This window comes from Lysinibacillus louembei (genome assembly GCF_033880585.1).
In the GTDB taxonomy this organism is placed as follows: Bacteria; Bacillota; Bacilli; order Bacillales_A; family Planococcaceae; genus Metasolibacillus; species Metasolibacillus louembei.
On record NZ_CP137624.1, the window covers coordinates 3,218,810 to 3,234,722 of the forward strand.

17 protein-coding genes and 1 riboswitch are annotated in these 15,913 nt (G+C 40.4%); all 17 genes read right to left on the reverse strand.

All coding sequences use genetic code 11. The features are described 5' to 3' along the window. Window positions 1–342 precede the first annotated feature (342 nt). On the reverse strand, window positions 343–1,767 hold the full coding sequence (locus R6U77_RS16015; RefSeq protein WP_319836421.1) for an AAA family ATPase: 1,425 nt from the start codon (window positions 1,765–1,767) through the stop codon (window positions 343–345). Window positions 1,768–1,785: 18 nt separating this feature from the next. Continuing rightward, complete coding sequence (locus R6U77_RS16020) at window positions 1,786–2,658, reverse strand: NUDIX hydrolase (protein WP_319836422.1); 873 nt, start codon at window positions 2,656–2,658, stop codon at window positions 1,786–1,788. 15 nt (window positions 2,659–2,673) lie between these two features. Beyond that, the gene (gene nadR / locus R6U77_RS16025) at window positions 2,674–3,696 is read right to left on the reverse strand and encodes a multifunctional transcriptional regulator/nicotinamide-nucleotide adenylyltransferase/ribosylnicotinamide kinase NadR (RefSeq protein WP_319836423.1); all 1,023 of its coding nucleotides are present in this window, start codon (window positions 3,694–3,696) and stop codon (window positions 2,674–2,676) included. Beyond that, window positions 3,693–4,403: a nicotinamide riboside transporter PnuC gene (gene pnuC, locus R6U77_RS16030; protein ID WP_319836424.1), complete on the reverse strand. Its 711-nt coding sequence runs from the start codon at window positions 4,401–4,403 to the stop codon at window positions 3,693–3,695. The genes nadR and pnuC overlap by 4 nt, the downstream gene beginning before the upstream one ends. A gap of 427 nt (window positions 4,404–4,830) precedes the next feature. Further along, on the reverse strand, window positions 4,831–5,127 hold the full coding sequence (locus R6U77_RS16035) for a hypothetical protein (protein ID WP_319836425.1): 297 nt from the start codon (window positions 5,125–5,127) through the stop codon (window positions 4,831–4,833). Window positions 5,128–5,142: 15 nt separating this feature from the next. Then, complete coding sequence (locus tag R6U77_RS16040; RefSeq protein ID WP_319836426.1) at window positions 5,143–6,123, reverse strand: Rpn family recombination-promoting nuclease/putative transposase; 981 nt, start codon at window positions 6,121–6,123, stop codon at window positions 5,143–5,145. A 33-nt stretch (window positions 6,124–6,156) separates the two neighbouring features. After that, on the reverse strand, window positions 6,157–6,627 hold the full coding sequence (locus R6U77_RS16045) for an NUDIX domain-containing protein (RefSeq protein ID WP_319836427.1): 471 nt from the start codon (window positions 6,625–6,627) through the stop codon (window positions 6,157–6,159). A gap of 9 nt (window positions 6,628–6,636) precedes the next feature. Continuing rightward, window positions 6,637–7,188, reverse strand: coding sequence for a histidine phosphatase family protein (locus R6U77_RS16050; RefSeq protein WP_319836428.1), 552 nt, complete (start codon window positions 7,186–7,188; stop codon window positions 6,637–6,639). After that, window positions 7,185–7,418, reverse strand: a complete 234-nt coding sequence (locus R6U77_RS16055) for a hypothetical protein (protein WP_293920026.1) — start codon at window positions 7,416–7,418, stop codon at window positions 7,185–7,187. Before R6U77_RS16055 ends, R6U77_RS16050 begins: the two co-directional genes overlap by 4 nt. A gap of 120 nt (window positions 7,419–7,538) precedes the next feature. Continuing rightward, complete coding sequence (locus R6U77_RS16060; RefSeq protein WP_293920027.1) at window positions 7,539–7,730, reverse strand: hypothetical protein; 192 nt, start codon at window positions 7,728–7,730, stop codon at window positions 7,539–7,541. Between the two features lie 13 nt (window positions 7,731–7,743). Continuing rightward, window positions 7,744–10,026 carry a 5-methyltetrahydropteroyltriglutamate--homocysteine S-methyltransferase gene (gene metE, locus R6U77_RS16065; RefSeq protein ID WP_406601109.1) on the reverse strand — a complete coding sequence of 761 codons (2,283 nt, stop codon included), beginning with the start codon at window positions 10,024–10,026 and terminating at the stop codon, window positions 7,744–7,746. 185 nt (window positions 10,027–10,211) lie between these two features. Then, window positions 10,212–10,393, reverse strand: a riboswitch (cobalamin riboswitch). 120 nt (window positions 10,394–10,513) lie between these two features. Further along, entirely contained in the window at window positions 10,514–11,338 is an 825-nt protein-coding gene (locus tag R6U77_RS16070; protein ID WP_319836430.1) for a hypothetical protein, read from the reverse strand. Between the two features lie 59 nt (window positions 11,339–11,397). Continuing rightward, entirely contained in the window at window positions 11,398–12,465 is a 1,068-nt protein-coding gene (locus R6U77_RS16075; protein ID WP_319836431.1) for a pyridoxal phosphate-dependent aminotransferase, read from the reverse strand. Further along, window positions 12,440–13,393 carry an adenosylcobinamide-phosphate synthase CbiB gene (cbiB, locus tag R6U77_RS16080; protein ID WP_319836432.1) on the reverse strand — a complete coding sequence of 318 codons (954 nt, stop codon included), beginning with the start codon at window positions 13,391–13,393 and terminating at the stop codon, window positions 12,440–12,442. The genes R6U77_RS16075 and cbiB overlap by 26 nt, the downstream gene beginning before the upstream one ends. After that, on the reverse strand, window positions 13,390–14,058 hold the full coding sequence (locus tag R6U77_RS16085; protein ID WP_319836433.1) for an adenosylcobinamide amidohydrolase: 669 nt from the start codon (window positions 14,056–14,058) through the stop codon (window positions 13,390–13,392). Before R6U77_RS16085 ends, cbiB begins: the two co-directional genes overlap by 4 nt. Next, on the reverse strand, window positions 14,045–15,526 hold the full coding sequence (locus R6U77_RS16090; RefSeq protein WP_319836434.1) for a cobyric acid synthase: 1,482 nt from the start codon (window positions 15,524–15,526) through the stop codon (window positions 14,045–14,047). Before R6U77_RS16090 ends, R6U77_RS16085 begins: the two co-directional genes overlap by 14 nt. Window positions 15,527–15,542: 16 nt before the next feature. Continuing rightward, complete coding sequence (locus R6U77_RS16095; RefSeq protein ID WP_293920034.1) at window positions 15,543–15,893, reverse strand: DUF4181 domain-containing protein; 351 nt, start codon at window positions 15,891–15,893, stop codon at window positions 15,543–15,545. Window positions 15,894–15,913: the final 20 nt, after the last annotated feature.

The window sequence follows — 15,913 nt, forward strand, 5'->3', positions numbered from 1 at the left end:
AAAATCTAGTAGTTGAGGATACTGAGCCCTCAATTAAAAAGCTGAACTATTGTGAAATGCTCCCTAATAGTTCAGCTTTTTGGATTTATTTGTTGGCTTCTCAAATTTATTTGCGCTTTCCTTGATTTATTTGCGACTTCTCACTTTTATTTGCGTTTTCCTTGATTTATTTGCGACTTCTCACTTTTATTTGCGCTTTTCTTGATTTATTTGCGACTTTTCACTTTTATTTGCGCTTTCCTTGATTTATTTGCGACTTCTCACTTTTATTTGCGCTTTCCTTGATTTATTTGCGACTTCTCACTTTTATTTGCGTTTTCCTTGATTTATTTGCAACTACCTTCAATGCTCATTTTTCAATAAATTGATAATGGCTTGCAATATTGTTACGTTATCTACTATAACTAATTGCAATTTTTTACGTGTACGAATAATGGTGTGATAGAGCACTTGCAACGGGTCAATTGTTGCGCTTTTTCTTGCGGCGGATAGACGACCATTTGCCTTGTACGTAAAGTGATTATCGATGATGACACATACACGATTAAATTCATGTCCTAAAATATCGCGTGTTGTCGGTCGTTCAAAATGATAGCAATCGACAACAAGCCAGTTCGTCCGCTTACATTCCTCAATATGCTGTGTAAAAGCTGCCTCTGTGGAAAAATAATGGACGCTAATATTTGGAAAATGCTGTTTCTCAATAACAAGGCGTTGGTCAAAAAGCTGATGCACGAAGGACTGCATTTCCTTGTTATAACGCATAACCATTTTCAGCTCATAAATTTTCGTTGCAAAATGCTTTTCAATATAGCCTCGCACATCAATTCTATGACCCTCACCAAACAAATAATAGCCTGCATCAAGTGAGAAAACAGCTGGTATTTTACTTTCTAATAGCTCTGCTCGAATACGCTGCAGTTGCTCATAGCTAAGCTTTTGTGCCTCGTCGATAACGACAATATCTACATTGGCTAATGACATCACATCCACCGTCTGAATCGTCCAGCCATATTGCTCATTTAAAATACGTTGCCCTTTATTCAGCACATTACCATGTACAAGTACAACTCGTTTCCCTGCTTTTCTCCATGTCTTCACTAAATCATAAGTTAGCAATGTTTTACCAGTACCTGGTGCACCGTCGATGACAACAGATGTATTGTGCTCCACTAAATCAAGTATTTCCCGCTTAAAGGTCATTTGTGGAGAAGTTAAAAAATATTCGCCATTAATAAAGGCATGCGGTAGCTCAAATGGTGACACGAGATAATTAATTGGATCAAATACATCATCAATATTTGTTAGCAGGCGAATTTGCTGATTTTCTAGCACTTTGAGCAAATGCAGAAAGGATACTTTAATCAGCTTATCATCCTTTAATTGATACAATGTTTTCGTTGATGATACAAAGGTAAAGCTCAAAATATCAACCTCTAAAAATTTCAAATAATAAACATTTTGCTGCAATTGCTTGCGCATGCGCTGCTTCGTGCTCTCACTTTTCAGCTCAATATTGACAATATAATTTTTGCCGATACGCAATAAATCAAATTCCTTGCTAATTTGTTTAATTTTATAGCCAACGAAGAAATGATGTAGTGAGGGCTTCCCTGTAGCAGTCAGCTCCTCCACTAGCTGATTTAAATCATCCAGCTCATTCGTCCGCATTTTCTCCATATCAAATTGTGCCGTGTATTGCAGAAAGGCCGATTCAGATAAATCACGATAAGCATCAAGCAATGATTGTAAGTGCATTGCTTTCATAGATTCCACCTACTTTCGTTACAATGAGCCGAATACCCAACGATGATTGTAGCGGTAAAGCTGTGATGGGCGATGCGCTCCCTCCTTCACCTCTTCCCCTGTTGCAATCACTTTATCTGCGATATGACGGCGGAATTGCGCCTTGAATAAACTCTTCCCTAAAATCATTTCATACACTGCTTGTAAGCGAGGCAATGTAAATTTTTCAGGCATTAAATTAAAGGCGATATTCGTATACTCTACTTTATTACGTAGGCGGTATAAAGAATACAAAATAATTTTCGCATGATCAAAGGCAATCGTATTCACAGCATCCTCTACCATTTCAATGGTTTCGCTCGTCTTCGTGCCATATGCTTGCTTGCGTACGCGCAATGTTGCCTTTGCCTGCACATCCTTTTGTGTATTCGTCAATGTTAATAAAATTTCCTCTGTTTCCTCTAGCATTTCCTTCGTTTCTTTATATTCTTTGAGCAAGCTTTCTGTCTTCACCGTAAACCATCCTGCATCCCGTGCATCATCGCCCGCCTTTAGCTGCAATTTATCCTTTGGCGTCAGTGCCATATAGGAGGCACTTAAAATACGCATACGTGGATCACGTGCTACATCCGACCATGTGTAGAGCTGCTCAGCATAAATATTGGTAATACCCGTTTCCTCAGCCAGCTCTCGCTGTACTGCTTGCTCCAATGATTCATCAATATCCATAAAGCCGCCAGGCAGGGCCCAGCAATCTTTATATGGATGGTGTTTCCGTTGAATCAGCAATAACTCTAATGCAGGGCGCTCCTGTGAAACGGTAAATACGACGATATCTGTTGTTACACTCGGCTTTTCATACCGATCCTTTTCCTTCTGATATTGCGCAAGAAATTGCTGTTCATTGTCCACTATAACCATTCCTTTCTATTTGAATAGTGCACGTACAAGCTGTATCGCCTGCTCCATTCGTTCCTCATATGTGCCGCTAATAATTTCTATTGGAATATGACGCTGTGCAAACATTTCTTTTAATAAAGCATTATTTTTTTCACGCACCGTTTCCTCACCTAATACTCTGTAGCCGTCCTCAACCCATGGCACATCAGGCTCTAAGTATAAATATAAATCATAGCGCTGTGTCGCAATTGCCGCTTCGACAATCGGTAGCTCATAACCTTGATACACTTTTGTATAATATTGTGTCACTACTTGCTCTGAGTCAATGAATAACACTTGATTTGCTTCTTTTAAGCGCTGAAACTCTAAATGCTTATGTCCATAAGTAATTGCTTCATAATGACAATCCATAATTAAATTTGAGCCATTGCCGATTTCCTCACAAATTGTCCGACCATATTCTTCAACATACGCCGTTTGAAAAAGCTTTGCTAAATTGCGCACTAACGTACTTTTTCCACAGCTTTCTGTACCTACAATAGCTACTTTTTTTGTGAAAAATGGACGAGCGCTAACGGGCAGCATATGCCAATGCTTATAGACACCCTCTGTTCGAATTTGTGTGGCACTAATTGGGAACATTTGACGTTGTTCATCTAATACGACATGCTCCGCCTCTGGATAAATCACATCAAACCATTTGCTATAGCTGCTCTCAGAGCTAAATACATGGGTAATTGGCTCAGCAATTGCTGCTTTAATGCGCTTGCCACCTTCAAACCAATTATAATCTTCATCCAGCGAGTCAGCATCCTCTATATAAAGCACCTCTATATTCGAGCAATCTCTCGTCTCCTGGGAAATCCATAATGCCCGCTCCTTATATGGAACGTATAGCATATTGCCCTCCGCACAAAGCTTACGATCACGTGCTTCATCATATAAAACAATGACATATAATTTATCCACCATGGCACTCGCCTTTAATGTACTATACAAATGACCTTGATGAAATGGCATAAATTTCCCACCATAAAACCCTACTTTCATTGTCCATTCACCTGCCCTTTCGCAATGCGTAGCCAGTTCACATAGCCGTACACTGAGTTTGCTAAGAAGGCACTCCACATCACGACCATCGTCCAATCATTGCCACCTGTTTGCACAAGTGTAATAACCCATAGTGTAATTGTTAATACATTGACTAAAATCCAAATAATCCATTGTTCCGCAAAGCGTAAAATCATTAAAATTTGTGCGATGACAGACAAAACTACCGCCATGCTATCAATTCGTACTTGCTGTGCATTAATTGACGTTAAAAGCCACCCATAGAGCACCGCACCAATAGCAAAGGCTACCACAACAACTAACCATTGCTTCATAGAAAGTCTTTTTGCATAAATCGTTTCTCCATGCACTGCCTCATTTTCAGGCTTTTTATGCTTTAGCCACATATAGATACCGATAAATTGTGTTGGTAAATAAAATAATAAATTCAGCATCGACTCTCCATACAATTGATACGTGTATGCAATATAGCCATATGTTGCCGTTTGGATGATGCCGAAAAAGTAATTACTAATTCTTCCCTTTGCAACTAAAACGACGCATAGCATCCCTGAAATGGATGAAATTAATCCTAATATCGTGTCATTCCATGCAAAAAATAAAATGAAATTAATTGCGGTGAACAAAGCAAGCCATATGCGCTCAAACCAAGTCCAATCCTGCCATTTGCCAAAAACTGCTGTCATTTTCCTTCTCCCCTTCACTTAGTAACATTTCGATACTTTAATGTTAGTATAAAAACATTACTAAGTATATACAATAGGTCTATTGATTCATTTGCAGGAAGTGTTGCACTTTCTTCTGTATTAACACCCCCAATTGAAAGTTTCCCTTTATGTCACAATATTTTCTGAAAATTGCATGCTATAATAGAAGAAACGAGATGAAAGCGAGGAAATCAAAATGTTTTATTACGTATCAAATTGTATTTGTTGCAAAAAGGATTTCAAAATTTTAGAAGGCACTCGCAAGTATCAGCTCTATAAACAAAATATGAACGGCAGATTTGCCTGTGATGATTGTAGTCACAAAGTGGAATTAGACGCACGTAAAGGTTTATTTGGGAAGTTAGGATTTTAAACAAAAAAGCTATGCAGCGAGTAATACCTTAATCTACTCGCTACATAGCTTTTCAATCTCTTGCTCAGTTAGCCCTGTCGCTCGCTGAATTGTTTCCATGTCTAAATTTAATGCGATTAGCTCCTTGGCTACTTTCAGCACGCCTTTTTCGATACCTTGTTCAAGCCCTTTTTCTAACCCTTCCTGCAGGCTTTTTTCACGCACATCATCCAAACGCGCTTCTTCATCTAAAATAGCCTTTAGACGGGATTGGTACGCAATGATTGTATCCGGTGTTTGGCTTAAGCTTTCCCATACATTGAATGCTTCTAATAAAGTTTCATCTTTCATTGCTAATACCTCTTACTACTTCTTACGTAATTTCTCAATTTCTTGCTCAGTTAACCCTGTCGCTCGCTGAATTGTTTCCATATCCAAATTTAATGCGATTAGCTCCTTGGCTACTTTCAGCACGCCTTTTTCGATACCTTGTTCAATACCTTGTTCAAGCCCTTTTTCTAACCCTTTTTCTAATCCTTCCTGCAGGCTTTTTTCACGCACATCATCCAAACGCGCTTCTTCATCTAAAATAGCCTTTAGACGAGATTGGTATGCAATGATTGTATCCGGTGTTTGGCTTAAGCTTTCCCATACATTGAATGCTTCTAATAAAGTTTCATCTTTCATTGCTAATACCTCCAATTCTCGGTAAATGTCTTGATAGACGTGCTCTTTACGAGCGTCAACCATGCCAAGTAGTAACAGCCACCTCGCTAAAATATCATCCAGTGGTTTGAGCTGCTCTTGATGCCAAGCACTTAAAAATTTGTTCATTTCGATGAAGTGGATTTCTAATACATCATCCTTTGGCTGCAAGCGCTTCAAAGTCGTATCTTCATACAAATGGTATGTGCTATGATAATAATTTTGCTCCTCAAAAACCGTAAAATTACAAATATTAATCGTAATCGTTGGACGCAATGTGCGATAGCCTTTTCCTTTTTGTAGTTGTGCCGCGTATAAACGAGACCAATAATATAATGTACGCTTTAACATATCTTCTTGATTGGATAGCTGCATCTCGACATTAATCCATTCGCCTTTTTGCGTTTTAACAACAATGTCTAAGCGCGACTGCTTATCTTCTTCATACTCGCCACCAGTTTCTTGATTAGCAAATAGCACTTCTTGTATCGTATCACGACCTGTTCGTTGCAAAATAGCATTTAAAAACACAATCGTAATTTCTTTATTCTTTTCACTACCGAACATTTGTTTAAAGGCGTAATCAACTTTTAAGTCCATTAATTTGTGTAAAGGAAGCCGTTTCAGTATCTTTCGATTCATCACAATCACCTCTAATATATTGATTTAACTATATCATACAAGGCGCTTCAAGGACAAAAGATTGATTGCCTGCAAGAGCGCTAAATCCACTTCATCAATTGCCTCAATTGCTGCTCTCATATCCCATAGTAAAATACAAGCCGTTTCCTCATTTTCAACAAAAGGCATCAATTGTTCTATTACCCCATAATATACTGGATTATATTTGACATTATCATTTTGAATATTTCGACTTTTTAGCACCCCATAAAAAGAGAGCTCGGCTGCTATTTGTCCCGTTTCCTCATACAATTCTCGAACAGCACATTGTTTCGGTGTTTCATCTGCCTCACAACCTCCCGCAGGCAACTCCCATTGCTTGCGCCAGCGATTATAGCAAATAAGCCATCTACCCTCGGATTGAATAATAGCATAGGAGCCAGCTAGCTGCTCAAAGCTTGTTAGCTCATGCTCTTGAAGCGGTATAAATTTTTGAAATATATATCCATGATTTTTTATTTCCATAGGTATCTCCTACTTAATTAATCGTGTTGTAGAAAGCAATTGTTTATTTTTAAACTTCGCTACAACTATATCTGGCATTTTCAAGCTTTGCCAAAAATCTATATCATATTTTGGATTAAAATGCTGCAACAACAATGTTAAAATGTTACCATGTATGCCAATGATAATCTTTTCATTTTGATGGCGCATTAATAATTCCTCTAGCACTGGTACCACCCGCTGCTGAGCCATTATATTGGACTCTCCGCCATCAAAAAAGAAAGTTGGCTCTGCCCATACTTTAGCGATGGCACTTGCGAAATCAGGAACACTGCTTTTTGCTAAAATGCGCTCATTCAATGCTTTTTCTTGAGTGATAGCTAGTTTTTTACTTGCAGCAATCGGTTGAACAGTTTCTACTGCTCTTTGATAGCAGCTAGCATAGATTGCCTGAATATCAATTCCTTCAAATACATTGACTAACTTTTGTGCCTTTATCCAGCCTTGTTCTGACAATGGGCGATTATACTCATCCGGCGTGTAATGTGAGTGTGCGTGACGTACAAAATAAATAGTGGTCATTTCACATATGCCTCTGGTATCGGTTTGTCTGGTCTTTGTGGACAATAACGACAGTTGGGGTCTGTGCATTTCTCTTCAAGCCATTTATTGCAGTAGGCACAAAAATAAGCATCGTATTGATCGTTGCGAATTTTCGGGTTGCCACATTGCTCACAGCGCTCTGCTAAAATGTATCCTTCGATTTTAAAATTATTAATCACGACATAATCGCCCTCTTGTTGAATTTTCATTTATTTACCTCCACGATGTGAAATATATGTAAAAATTAGAAATATCAAATTCTATTTTGCTATAAATTCCTATTTTTTGCAAATGAAAAAAGAGCCACTTCGTAAAGTGACTCTTTTTCATTACAGCGCTTCTCCGATTAATTCACGTACCACATTATCATAGGCTCGACGAATCTCAGCTTGGTCTGCTCTATCCTTCGCCACTAATTGTGCTACTTGCTCAGACAAAGTTAGTGAAGCTCCGTTAAGCTGAATTTGCATAATATTTGCTTTTAATACTTGCTCGTAATGTTTAACTATTTGCTGGTCCATCGTGTACACCTCTTTAAATCACTTGCTCGATTTGCTGACGCAATGTTTTGGCTGCTTGCACCATATTGGCAAGTGCCGCCACTGTTTCAGGCTCTTTGCGCGTTTTTAAGCCACAGTCTGGATTGACCCAAAATTGATTGCGTGCTAACACTTGCAAGCTGTCTTGCATAATTGTTAACATTTCTGCTTCGCTTGGCACACGGGGGCTATGAATATCATAAACGCCTAAGCCGATGCCTTTATCGTATGGGTTATGCTGCAATGAGTTAATTAATTCGCCATGACTTCTCGATGTTTCAATGGAAATAACATCAGCATCTAAGGCGCTAATTGGCTCAATGAAATCGTTGAACTCGCAATAGCACATATGTGTATGAATTTGCGTTTCATCCTTGACGCTTGCTGTTGCTAATTTAAATGCCCCTACTGCCCATTCTAAATAAGCATTCCAATTTTCTTTACGCAGCGGTAACCCCTCACGTAATGCAGGCTCATCCACTTGAATAATCGAAATACCTGCTTCCTCCAGAGATTCAATTTCTTTTCGTAGCGCTAATGCAATTTGATATGTGACATCTTTACGTGCAATATCATCACGCACAAACGACCAATTTAAAATCGTTACCGGACCTGTTAACATCCCTTTCATATGACGCTTTGTTAAGCTTTGTGCATACACCGTTTCCTTCACTGTCATGGGTGCCTCGAATGCTACATCACCATAAATAATCGGTGGTTTGACACAGCGAGAGCCATAGGACACGACCCATGCATTTGTTGTAAATGCGAAGCCTGTTAGCTTTTCACCAAAATACTCCACCATATCTGTACGCTCAAACTCGCCATGCACAAGCACATCAATATCCAGCTCCTCTTGGATGGCAATCCAGCGTGCTGTTTCCTGCTCTAAAAAGGCATTGTACTCCTCATTTGTTAAATTGCCTTTGCGCCATGCGTTGCGCTTTTGCTTGACTTCATCAGACTGTGGGAAGCTACCAATTGTTGTTGTTGGGAAAAGCGGCAATTGCAGTGCCTTTTGTTGAATAGCTAAACGTTCTATAAATGGCGTGCTGCGCTCAAAATCTGCTTGCTCAATTGTTTGAACCGCTTGCTGAACTACTTTGTTGTTGCGAATCGGATGATTTTTCAAAGCTTCAATCGCCTTCATACTAGCAGAAATAGCCGTTGATTCTTGTCCTTGTAAATTGGCAACCACCTCTACAATTTCTACTGCTTTTTCATCTGCAAAAGCGAGTGCATCGAGCAGCACCTTATCTAGTTTTGTCTCAAATTTCGTTGTAATCGGTGCATGCTGTAAATGACAAGAAGGCTGAATCCATAGCTCCTTTGCACCTGAAAGCTGCTCGATTGCCTGTATCATTGTCTTCACTTCGGCTAAATTTGCACGCCAAATATCACGTCCGTTAATCACACCTGCCGCTAGCACTTTGTCGCTTGGGAAGCCATGCTGACGCAATGCCTGCATATTATCCTGATAGCCATGCACAAAATCAAGTCCGATACCTTGCACTGGTAGCTGAACAAGCTGCTCATAGGCTGATAACGACTCAAAATACGTTTGCAGCATAATGTTCACTTCAGGTGCTGCTGTTGTAAGCTGTCCATATATTTCTTGTACAAGTTGAATTTCCTCTTGATTTAACGTGGTAACAAGGGCAGGCTCTTCAAGCTGCACCCATTGTACGCCAGCTGCTGCTAATTCCTTGATTACTTGTATATACAAAGGTAATAAGGCTAAGACAAAGGATGCCTTCGATACGCGGTCATAGCCTTTCGTTAGCTTGATAAATGTATAAGGACCAATAAGCGTTGGCTTTGCTGTAATATCAAATGCTGCCTTTACTTCAACAAAATGCTTCAATAAAGTATTTTCTGTAAGCTGTAATGTCTGTCCTTCATATTCTGGCACAATATAGTGATAATTTGTATTAAACCATTTCGTCATTTCACAAGCAACGGCATCTTTATTTCCACGTGCCATCGCATAATATGTTGCTAAATCGACTTTGCCACCTTGCCAATTAAAACGCTTTGGTACCAGTCCAAACATTACCGCTGTATCTAGTATGCGGTCATAGTTGGTAAAATCGCCAACCGAAACTATGTTCAAGCCAAGCTGTAATTGCTTTTCAATACGACTTAAACGAATTTCCTTTTGCTGTGTGACAAATTCGTCTTCTGTTAATTCCTGCTTCCAAAACTTCTCCAATGACTTTTTCCATTCGCGATTTTCTCCGATATACGGATAACCAATTGCTGTTGCTACATATGCCATGCTTTTCATCAACCTCTCTTTGTCATTTTTAAAGTGCGCAAAAAAGCCATTTTCCTTTGATGGAAAATGGCTATAAATTCGAACATTGCAAAAAAACACGAAATGGGTGCTCCATTCGCTATTGTTTGATCGCTCGTACTCGTAACAATTGTTACTTTTCACCACCTATTTCCACGTAGGTATTTGGTGTGTACTAGATGTTGGCAGGTCTCCTGGCTTATCATCACTGCGCCTCACAGCCTTCCCAGTTTCTCACCAGTGGCATTTGTGATTTGCTCCGATTTACAGTTGCGGGACAGCGTCGGATTCGCACCGACTTCCCTTTTAAGTCAAGCTTTCGCTTGACACCAAATCTTACACATTATTCAATTGTGCTATTACTGTATCATACTTTTAAATGAAAATGCTATCTTTTCTTAATATTTTTATTTCTTTACTATACTTTAATAGGCTGTCTGAAAATGGATTTTCAAACAGCCCCTTCCCTTTATTTACGCTTCAAAAATAACAATGCCAGTATTGCAAGCACTGCAATAATAATTGCGGGCATAAGCCATTTGCTTTTCGTATTGTCCTCTGCCACTGTCTGCTCTAGCTGAACATATTGCAAGGCAGCCTCATCATTTGATTGCTGCTCAGCATGGTGATGCCCATGACTACTATTGCTCGTTGTAAAATAAGACAGCTCTACCCTTTTACCAGCCCACTCTTCTGCATTATCCGTCTGTGCAGATATGCGTGGATGTCCTGATAACAAATAGTCTTTGCCATCAATTGTGAGTGTCACAGCGCCATCCGCTGTTTTCACATCATCAATCACACCTGTAGGTCCTTCCATAAAGCCGCCCATCTGTACTAGCGTATGTCCGCCCATATCCTCATTTAAATGCTCAACAATAAAATCGATATACTGTGCCTTTGTTAATGTTGCCTCAGGCTTGTCCAGCTTGAGTTTTTTATGGAACAAGGCTGCATTAAGCTCACCATATGTCAAATCGCCTTGCAAGGAGGACACATATTCCTCCTGCAAGCTCGCATTGGCTTGTTGCTCAAAATTATCCCCTTCTAAATGGAAAAAGCCTGCAAGCCACGCCGCAAACTCCATGCGCGACAAATTTTCATCCTGCCCTAGCTTCATATCCTGACCATTATAGCCAAGCAAGCCTAAGCTATTTAATAATAATATTTTTTGTGCATTTTCAGCTGTGGGTGCTACATCCTCATACATATTGTTTTCTGTCACAGTATGCGCTTCTACGCTTTGTATTACACATAAAAAGCATACCGCTACAAGCATCATTATTTTTTTCATTTGATTCCCTCCTACTTTTTCAGTATAACGTACAAATGTGAGGGAAGTTTGAAATTACTCTATAGAAAAAATTGCTCCATCGCTTGTTGGAAGGCGGTCATTTTATATGGCTCCTTTAGGGCAAGGCGGAACCATGCTCCGTCCATGCCTACAAAATTTTGCGTGTGGCGCAATACAATGCCTTTTTTCAATAATGCAAAATAAAACTCTGTTGGGTCATAGCAAGAAGGCAAACGAAATGCTATATAGTTTGTTTCACTATTTGTCACAGTACAGCCATGCTCCTTTAGCCAATGTGTCACTTTTGTGCGCATTGCTGTCGCTTGTTGCCTTGAATTTTCACAAAATTCCGCTTCTTGCAATGCCTGCATCCCAAGCGCCATCGAGGGCGCACTGACATTCCAATGCGGTAGCTCTAGCTTTAAATTAGCAGCGTGCTGTGTAATCGCATAGCCTAGTCTAACACCTGCCATACTATACATTTTTGTCATCGAACGCAGTACAACTAGATTGTTGAATGATGCTACCAAATCAATAACGGATTGTGATTCATCTGTCCAATCCATAAATGCCTCATCTACAATTAACTCACAGCCTACTTGTTGCCCATATTGTAGCAATTCCAACAGCTTTGACCTAGGTGTCACCACGCCAGTTGGATTGTTCGGATTACAAATATAAACCGCCTCTGCGCCTATCATCGCTCGCTTTAATCGTTCCATTGGTAGTACATAGCTCGTTAGCTCCTCCACAATAAGCGATTGAATGCTTGCATGCTGCTGCATTAACGTTCGCTTATATTCAGAAAAAGAAGGCTCCACAATAATAACAGGCTTTGACCTATAGCGTTTTGCTAATGCCATTATGATTTCCGCTGCGCCATTGCCTATGACAACATGCTCTGCTAGCACATGATGATGTCTCGCCAAGTCGCTACGCAAAGGCTCAGCATCCTCATGTGGGTATAGCGCGATTTGCTCAAATGCCGCTGACCATACCTCCTGAAAGCTTGCTGGTGGCCCTAAAAAATTGACATTTTCGCTTAAATCAACAATTTGTGCAGGCATCTCTAGTTGTAGCTGCTGGTATAATGTAGCTGGATTAGCTCCATGTGCGGGATATCGCATACATCATGCCTCCAATCAATAACGTAAAAAGTATTGTCACCGCATATAAATGCTGAATAGCACGTAAAATATGTACCTTGCTTAGTTCCACTATAGGCTCACCCATGTAGGCACGAAATGAGGTTTTCCCTTGGTAGGTATTTTCTCCACCTAAACGAATGCCTAGCTGCAAGGCGGTTGCTGCCTCTAAATAGCCACTATTTGGGCTTGGGTGCTTTTTCGCATCGCGTAGCCAATAACACAGCCGCTCCTTTAATGCAAAAGTTCCTTCATTTTTCGTAAATAATAAAATGCACAAGCCTGTAAGACGACTCGGAATAAAGTTGGCCACATCATCAAGTCTTGCAGCAAAGCGACCAAACTCCCCATAGCGTTCATTGCGATAGCCAATCATCGAATCAAGCGTGTTGATTGCCTTATAGACCCACGCGCCTGTTGCACCAAATAACAGCGCATAAAAAATTGGCGCTGTAATGCCATCACTTGTATTTTCAGAAACGGTTTCAACAACACCTCGGACAATTTCAGGCTCCTCTAAATGTGCTGTATCACGTCCAACAATCCAGCCAAGCTTTATGCGTGCCTCCTGCATATCGCCTCGTCGCAGCGCATCATAAACGACCATTGCCGCATCCTTCAAGCTCTTTTGTGCAATCGCTATCGCAATAAGCAATATTTCTAGCGCTACTGCAAGCCAAACAGACAGTAATCCAGCTAGATAAATAAGCCCCCAAACAATAATTCCTGTTAAACTAACAACAAATATTGCTGTCATAGCCCCCTTTAAAACATGTGCCGTCCCATGATTCCAGCGCTGCTCAAAAAATGAAATAAGCTTGCCAATCCATATAACAGGATGTGGTAGCCTAGGTGGGTCTCCAACAAGACGATCAAGCAAAATTGCGATGGCAACAATGACGATGTTCATCGCAGCTCACCTTTTTGATAAGCATCATAGCCATCAATCGCTTTATGCAATGTCGCCGCAACACCTTTGCCAATCAGCGCCCCTAAACGAGTAATTGAGCCGCCATATGCATGAAATTCACCACGCTCCTTCACTGCCAGAGCGACGCTATCTGTTGACGTGCCTGTCGCAATTGTGCCACTTTGCTTATCTATAACACCACGCTCATGCAGCACTTTCACCTTTGCCTCAATGATACAATGATATGCTTGGATGAACGCCTCATCGCTCATATCCCCATCCACAAAAACGAAAATATTAATCGTTCCGACGGCTGGCTTATATGTATATTGATAGGATTGTGTTACATCGACCGCATTGCCTAATCCTGCCGTAATAAAAACATCAATCGTAGTTTCTCCATCCACATATTGCTCCCTCATCACAAAGCGTTGCTGCACCGCGGTCATCATCGCAACTGTCATCTGGAGGGGCATTGTATATTGCTGTAAAAATTGCTCATACTCACACTTTGCATCCTCAGGATAATAATTTTTATCAACCGTTCGATTGACGAAATATTGATAACGACCAATCCCTGGATTCAGCATAGCCGAGCTTAGCACTTTTAATGGCTGCTCACTTTTAATAATAAGTAGCTCCTCACCTAGTTCAACCGTCAGCATGTCGTTCCTCCATTTGCATGAATTCATAAATTTTTTCCATATTTAAGTGCATACGAACGTGCTGTGCAAGCAATTCATAGGCTTGATCACGCAGCTCTTCATCGCTTTGAAGCTGTTCATTGATGAACGGCAGCCCCTTCACTTGACGAATCTCGTTCATCATGCGACGCGTGACATGTCGGTTGTGCAGTAGATGGTGTAGCGTTGTTCCAAGCACATGTCCATCCTCTGATACAGCACCATTGTCATGCCCATCCGCCAATTGAATAAATGGTATAGCTCCATTTAATAATGTCACTTCACCTATGTTCATTTCATAGCCAACAATTTGCTCCTTTGTTGCAATAATGCTGCCAGCTACTTGCCTTTTCGTCTCTTGTTGTAAAAGCATTGTCTGTAGCGGCAGTAACTGTAGCCCTTTGTACAGGTTATGCTCGCTCATTATCGTTGCACCAAGCATGTAATAGCCTGTACCAATACCAACAATTTTTGTTGCACGTTGAACAATTGCCTGTGCAAGACCTGTGTCCTTTAGCCATTGTAAATCATGAACAATATTTTTTGAGCTTGGTAAAATAAGAAGGTCAGGGCTACCAAGCTCTGCAACTGTCGTTACCGCACGTACACCAACACCAGGTTCCTCTAATAGTGGATCCATATCTGTGAAATTGACAAGATGTGGTAGACGAATAAAAGCTACATCAATAGCAAACTCCCCTTTTGCAGCCTGCTTCAAACGCAATGATGATAATGCTAATGAATCCTCTGCCTCAATCGGTACATCTAAATACGGAATAACACCTAAAACCGGAATGCCTGTCTCCTGCTCTAGCCAAGTGAGCCCGTCATCAAGCAGCTCCTTCAAGCCGCGAAATTTATTAATCACGATACCTTTGACACGTGCCCTCTCACCGTCATCTAACAACGCAAGCGTGCCAACAATTGTGGCAAACACCCCACCACGATCGATATCTGCTACTAAAATAACAGGTGCATCTGCTAAATGTGCCATGCGCATATTCGCAATATCTCGTGCCTTTAAATTGATTTCAGCTGGACTTCCCGCCCCTTCAAGCACTATCACATCAAAATGCTCTTGCAAATAGCGCAGCGATTTTTCCACCTCTGGCATAACCTTCTCAACAAAATTTTCTCGATAATCCATCGCATCCATTTCAACATAACGCTTGCCATTAAAAATAATTTCTGAGCGCATATTTTGCTTTGGCTTCAATAAAATCGGATTCATTTGTGTTATCGCCTTCACACGCGCCGCCTCTGCCTGCACACCTTGCGCACGCCCAATCTCATAGCCATCCTCTGTAATATAGGAATTGAGTGCCATATTTTGTGATTTAAACGGGGCGACGCGGTATCCGTCATTTGCAAAAATGCGGCATAATGCTGTGCAAATTAAGCTTTTCCCAACATCCGAGGCAGTGCCTTGAATCATAATTGATTGTGCCATTTGCCTTCTCTCCCCCTTATAAGAACAATAAAATTGTTAACGCACAAGCTAGACAAACAATCATATAAGCAAGTGAAATAATATATTTTCGTTGTGCCTTTTTAAAGATATATTCCAGCGCAAGGCGAACTGCAAAGACAAGTCCGAAAAATAGAAACAATAAAAAATACAAATATTTCTCAGGAAAGCCCCTCACTGCCACATTGACGATAAAAAATGCACAGAGCAAAATTTCAAATACAAAATGTGCTTTATTGATATATTGATCCATAAATCTTTCATTTTTTTCAATTTTGAACTTCTTTCTTAATAATAAGTCTAATATGCCAGCCATTATAAAACCGACGATAAAAACAGTTATAATCACAGCCTAAAACTCCTCAAATT

What these genes read in the sequence shown, in the direction of transcription:
- R6U77_RS16015 (WP_319836421.1), bottom strand. Translation starts at nt 1,767, where the DNA reads ATGAAAGCAATGCACTTACAATCATTGCTTGATGCTTATCGTGATTTA.
- nadR (WP_319836423.1), bottom strand. Translation starts at nt 3,696, where the DNA reads ATGAAAGTAGGGTTTTATGGTGGGAAATTTATGCCATTTCATCAAGGT.
- pnuC (WP_319836424.1), bottom strand. Translation starts at nt 4,403, where the DNA reads ATGACAGCAGTTTTTGGCAAATGGCAGGATTGGACTTGGTTTGAGCGC.
- R6U77_RS16035 (WP_319836425.1), bottom strand. Translation starts at nt 5,127, where the DNA reads ATGAAAGATGAAACTTTATTAGAAGCATTCAATGTATGGGAAAGCTTA.
- R6U77_RS16040 (WP_319836426.1), bottom strand. Translation starts at nt 6,123, where the DNA reads ATGAATCGAAAGATACTGAAACGGCTTCCTTTACACAAATTAATGGAC.
- R6U77_RS16045 (WP_319836427.1), bottom strand. Translation starts at nt 6,627, where the DNA reads ATGGAAATAAAAAATCATGGATATATATTTCAAAAATTTATACCGCTT.
- R6U77_RS16050 (WP_319836428.1), bottom strand. Translation starts at nt 7,188, where the DNA reads ATGACCACTATTTATTTTGTACGTCACGCACACTCACATTACACGCCG.
- R6U77_RS16055 (WP_293920026.1), bottom strand. Translation starts at nt 7,418, where the DNA reads ATGAAAATTCAACAAGAGGGCGATTATGTCGTGATTAATAATTTTAAA.
- R6U77_RS16060 (WP_293920027.1), bottom strand. Translation starts at nt 7,730, where the DNA reads ATGGACCAGCAAATAGTTAAACATTACGAGCAAGTATTAAAAGCAAAT.
- metE (WP_406601109.1), bottom strand. Translation starts at nt 10,026, where the DNA reads ATGGCATATGTAGCAACAGCAATTGGTTATCCGTATATCGGAGAAAAT.
- R6U77_RS16070 (WP_319836430.1), bottom strand. Translation starts at nt 11,338, where the DNA reads ATGAAAAAAATAATGATGCTTGTAGCGGTATGCTTTTTATGTGTAATA.
- R6U77_RS16075 (WP_319836431.1), bottom strand. Translation starts at nt 12,465, where the DNA reads ATGCGATATCCCGCACATGGAGCTAATCCAGCTACATTATACCAGCAG.
- cbiB (WP_319836432.1), bottom strand. Translation starts at nt 13,393, where the DNA reads ATGAACATCGTCATTGTTGCCATCGCAATTTTGCTTGATCGTCTTGTT.
- R6U77_RS16085 (WP_319836433.1), bottom strand. Translation starts at nt 14,058, where the DNA reads ATGCTGACGGTTGAACTAGGTGAGGAGCTACTTATTATTAAAAGTGAG.
- R6U77_RS16090 (WP_319836434.1), bottom strand. Translation starts at nt 15,526, where the DNA reads ATGGCACAATCAATTATGATTCAAGGCACTGCCTCGGATGTTGGGAAA.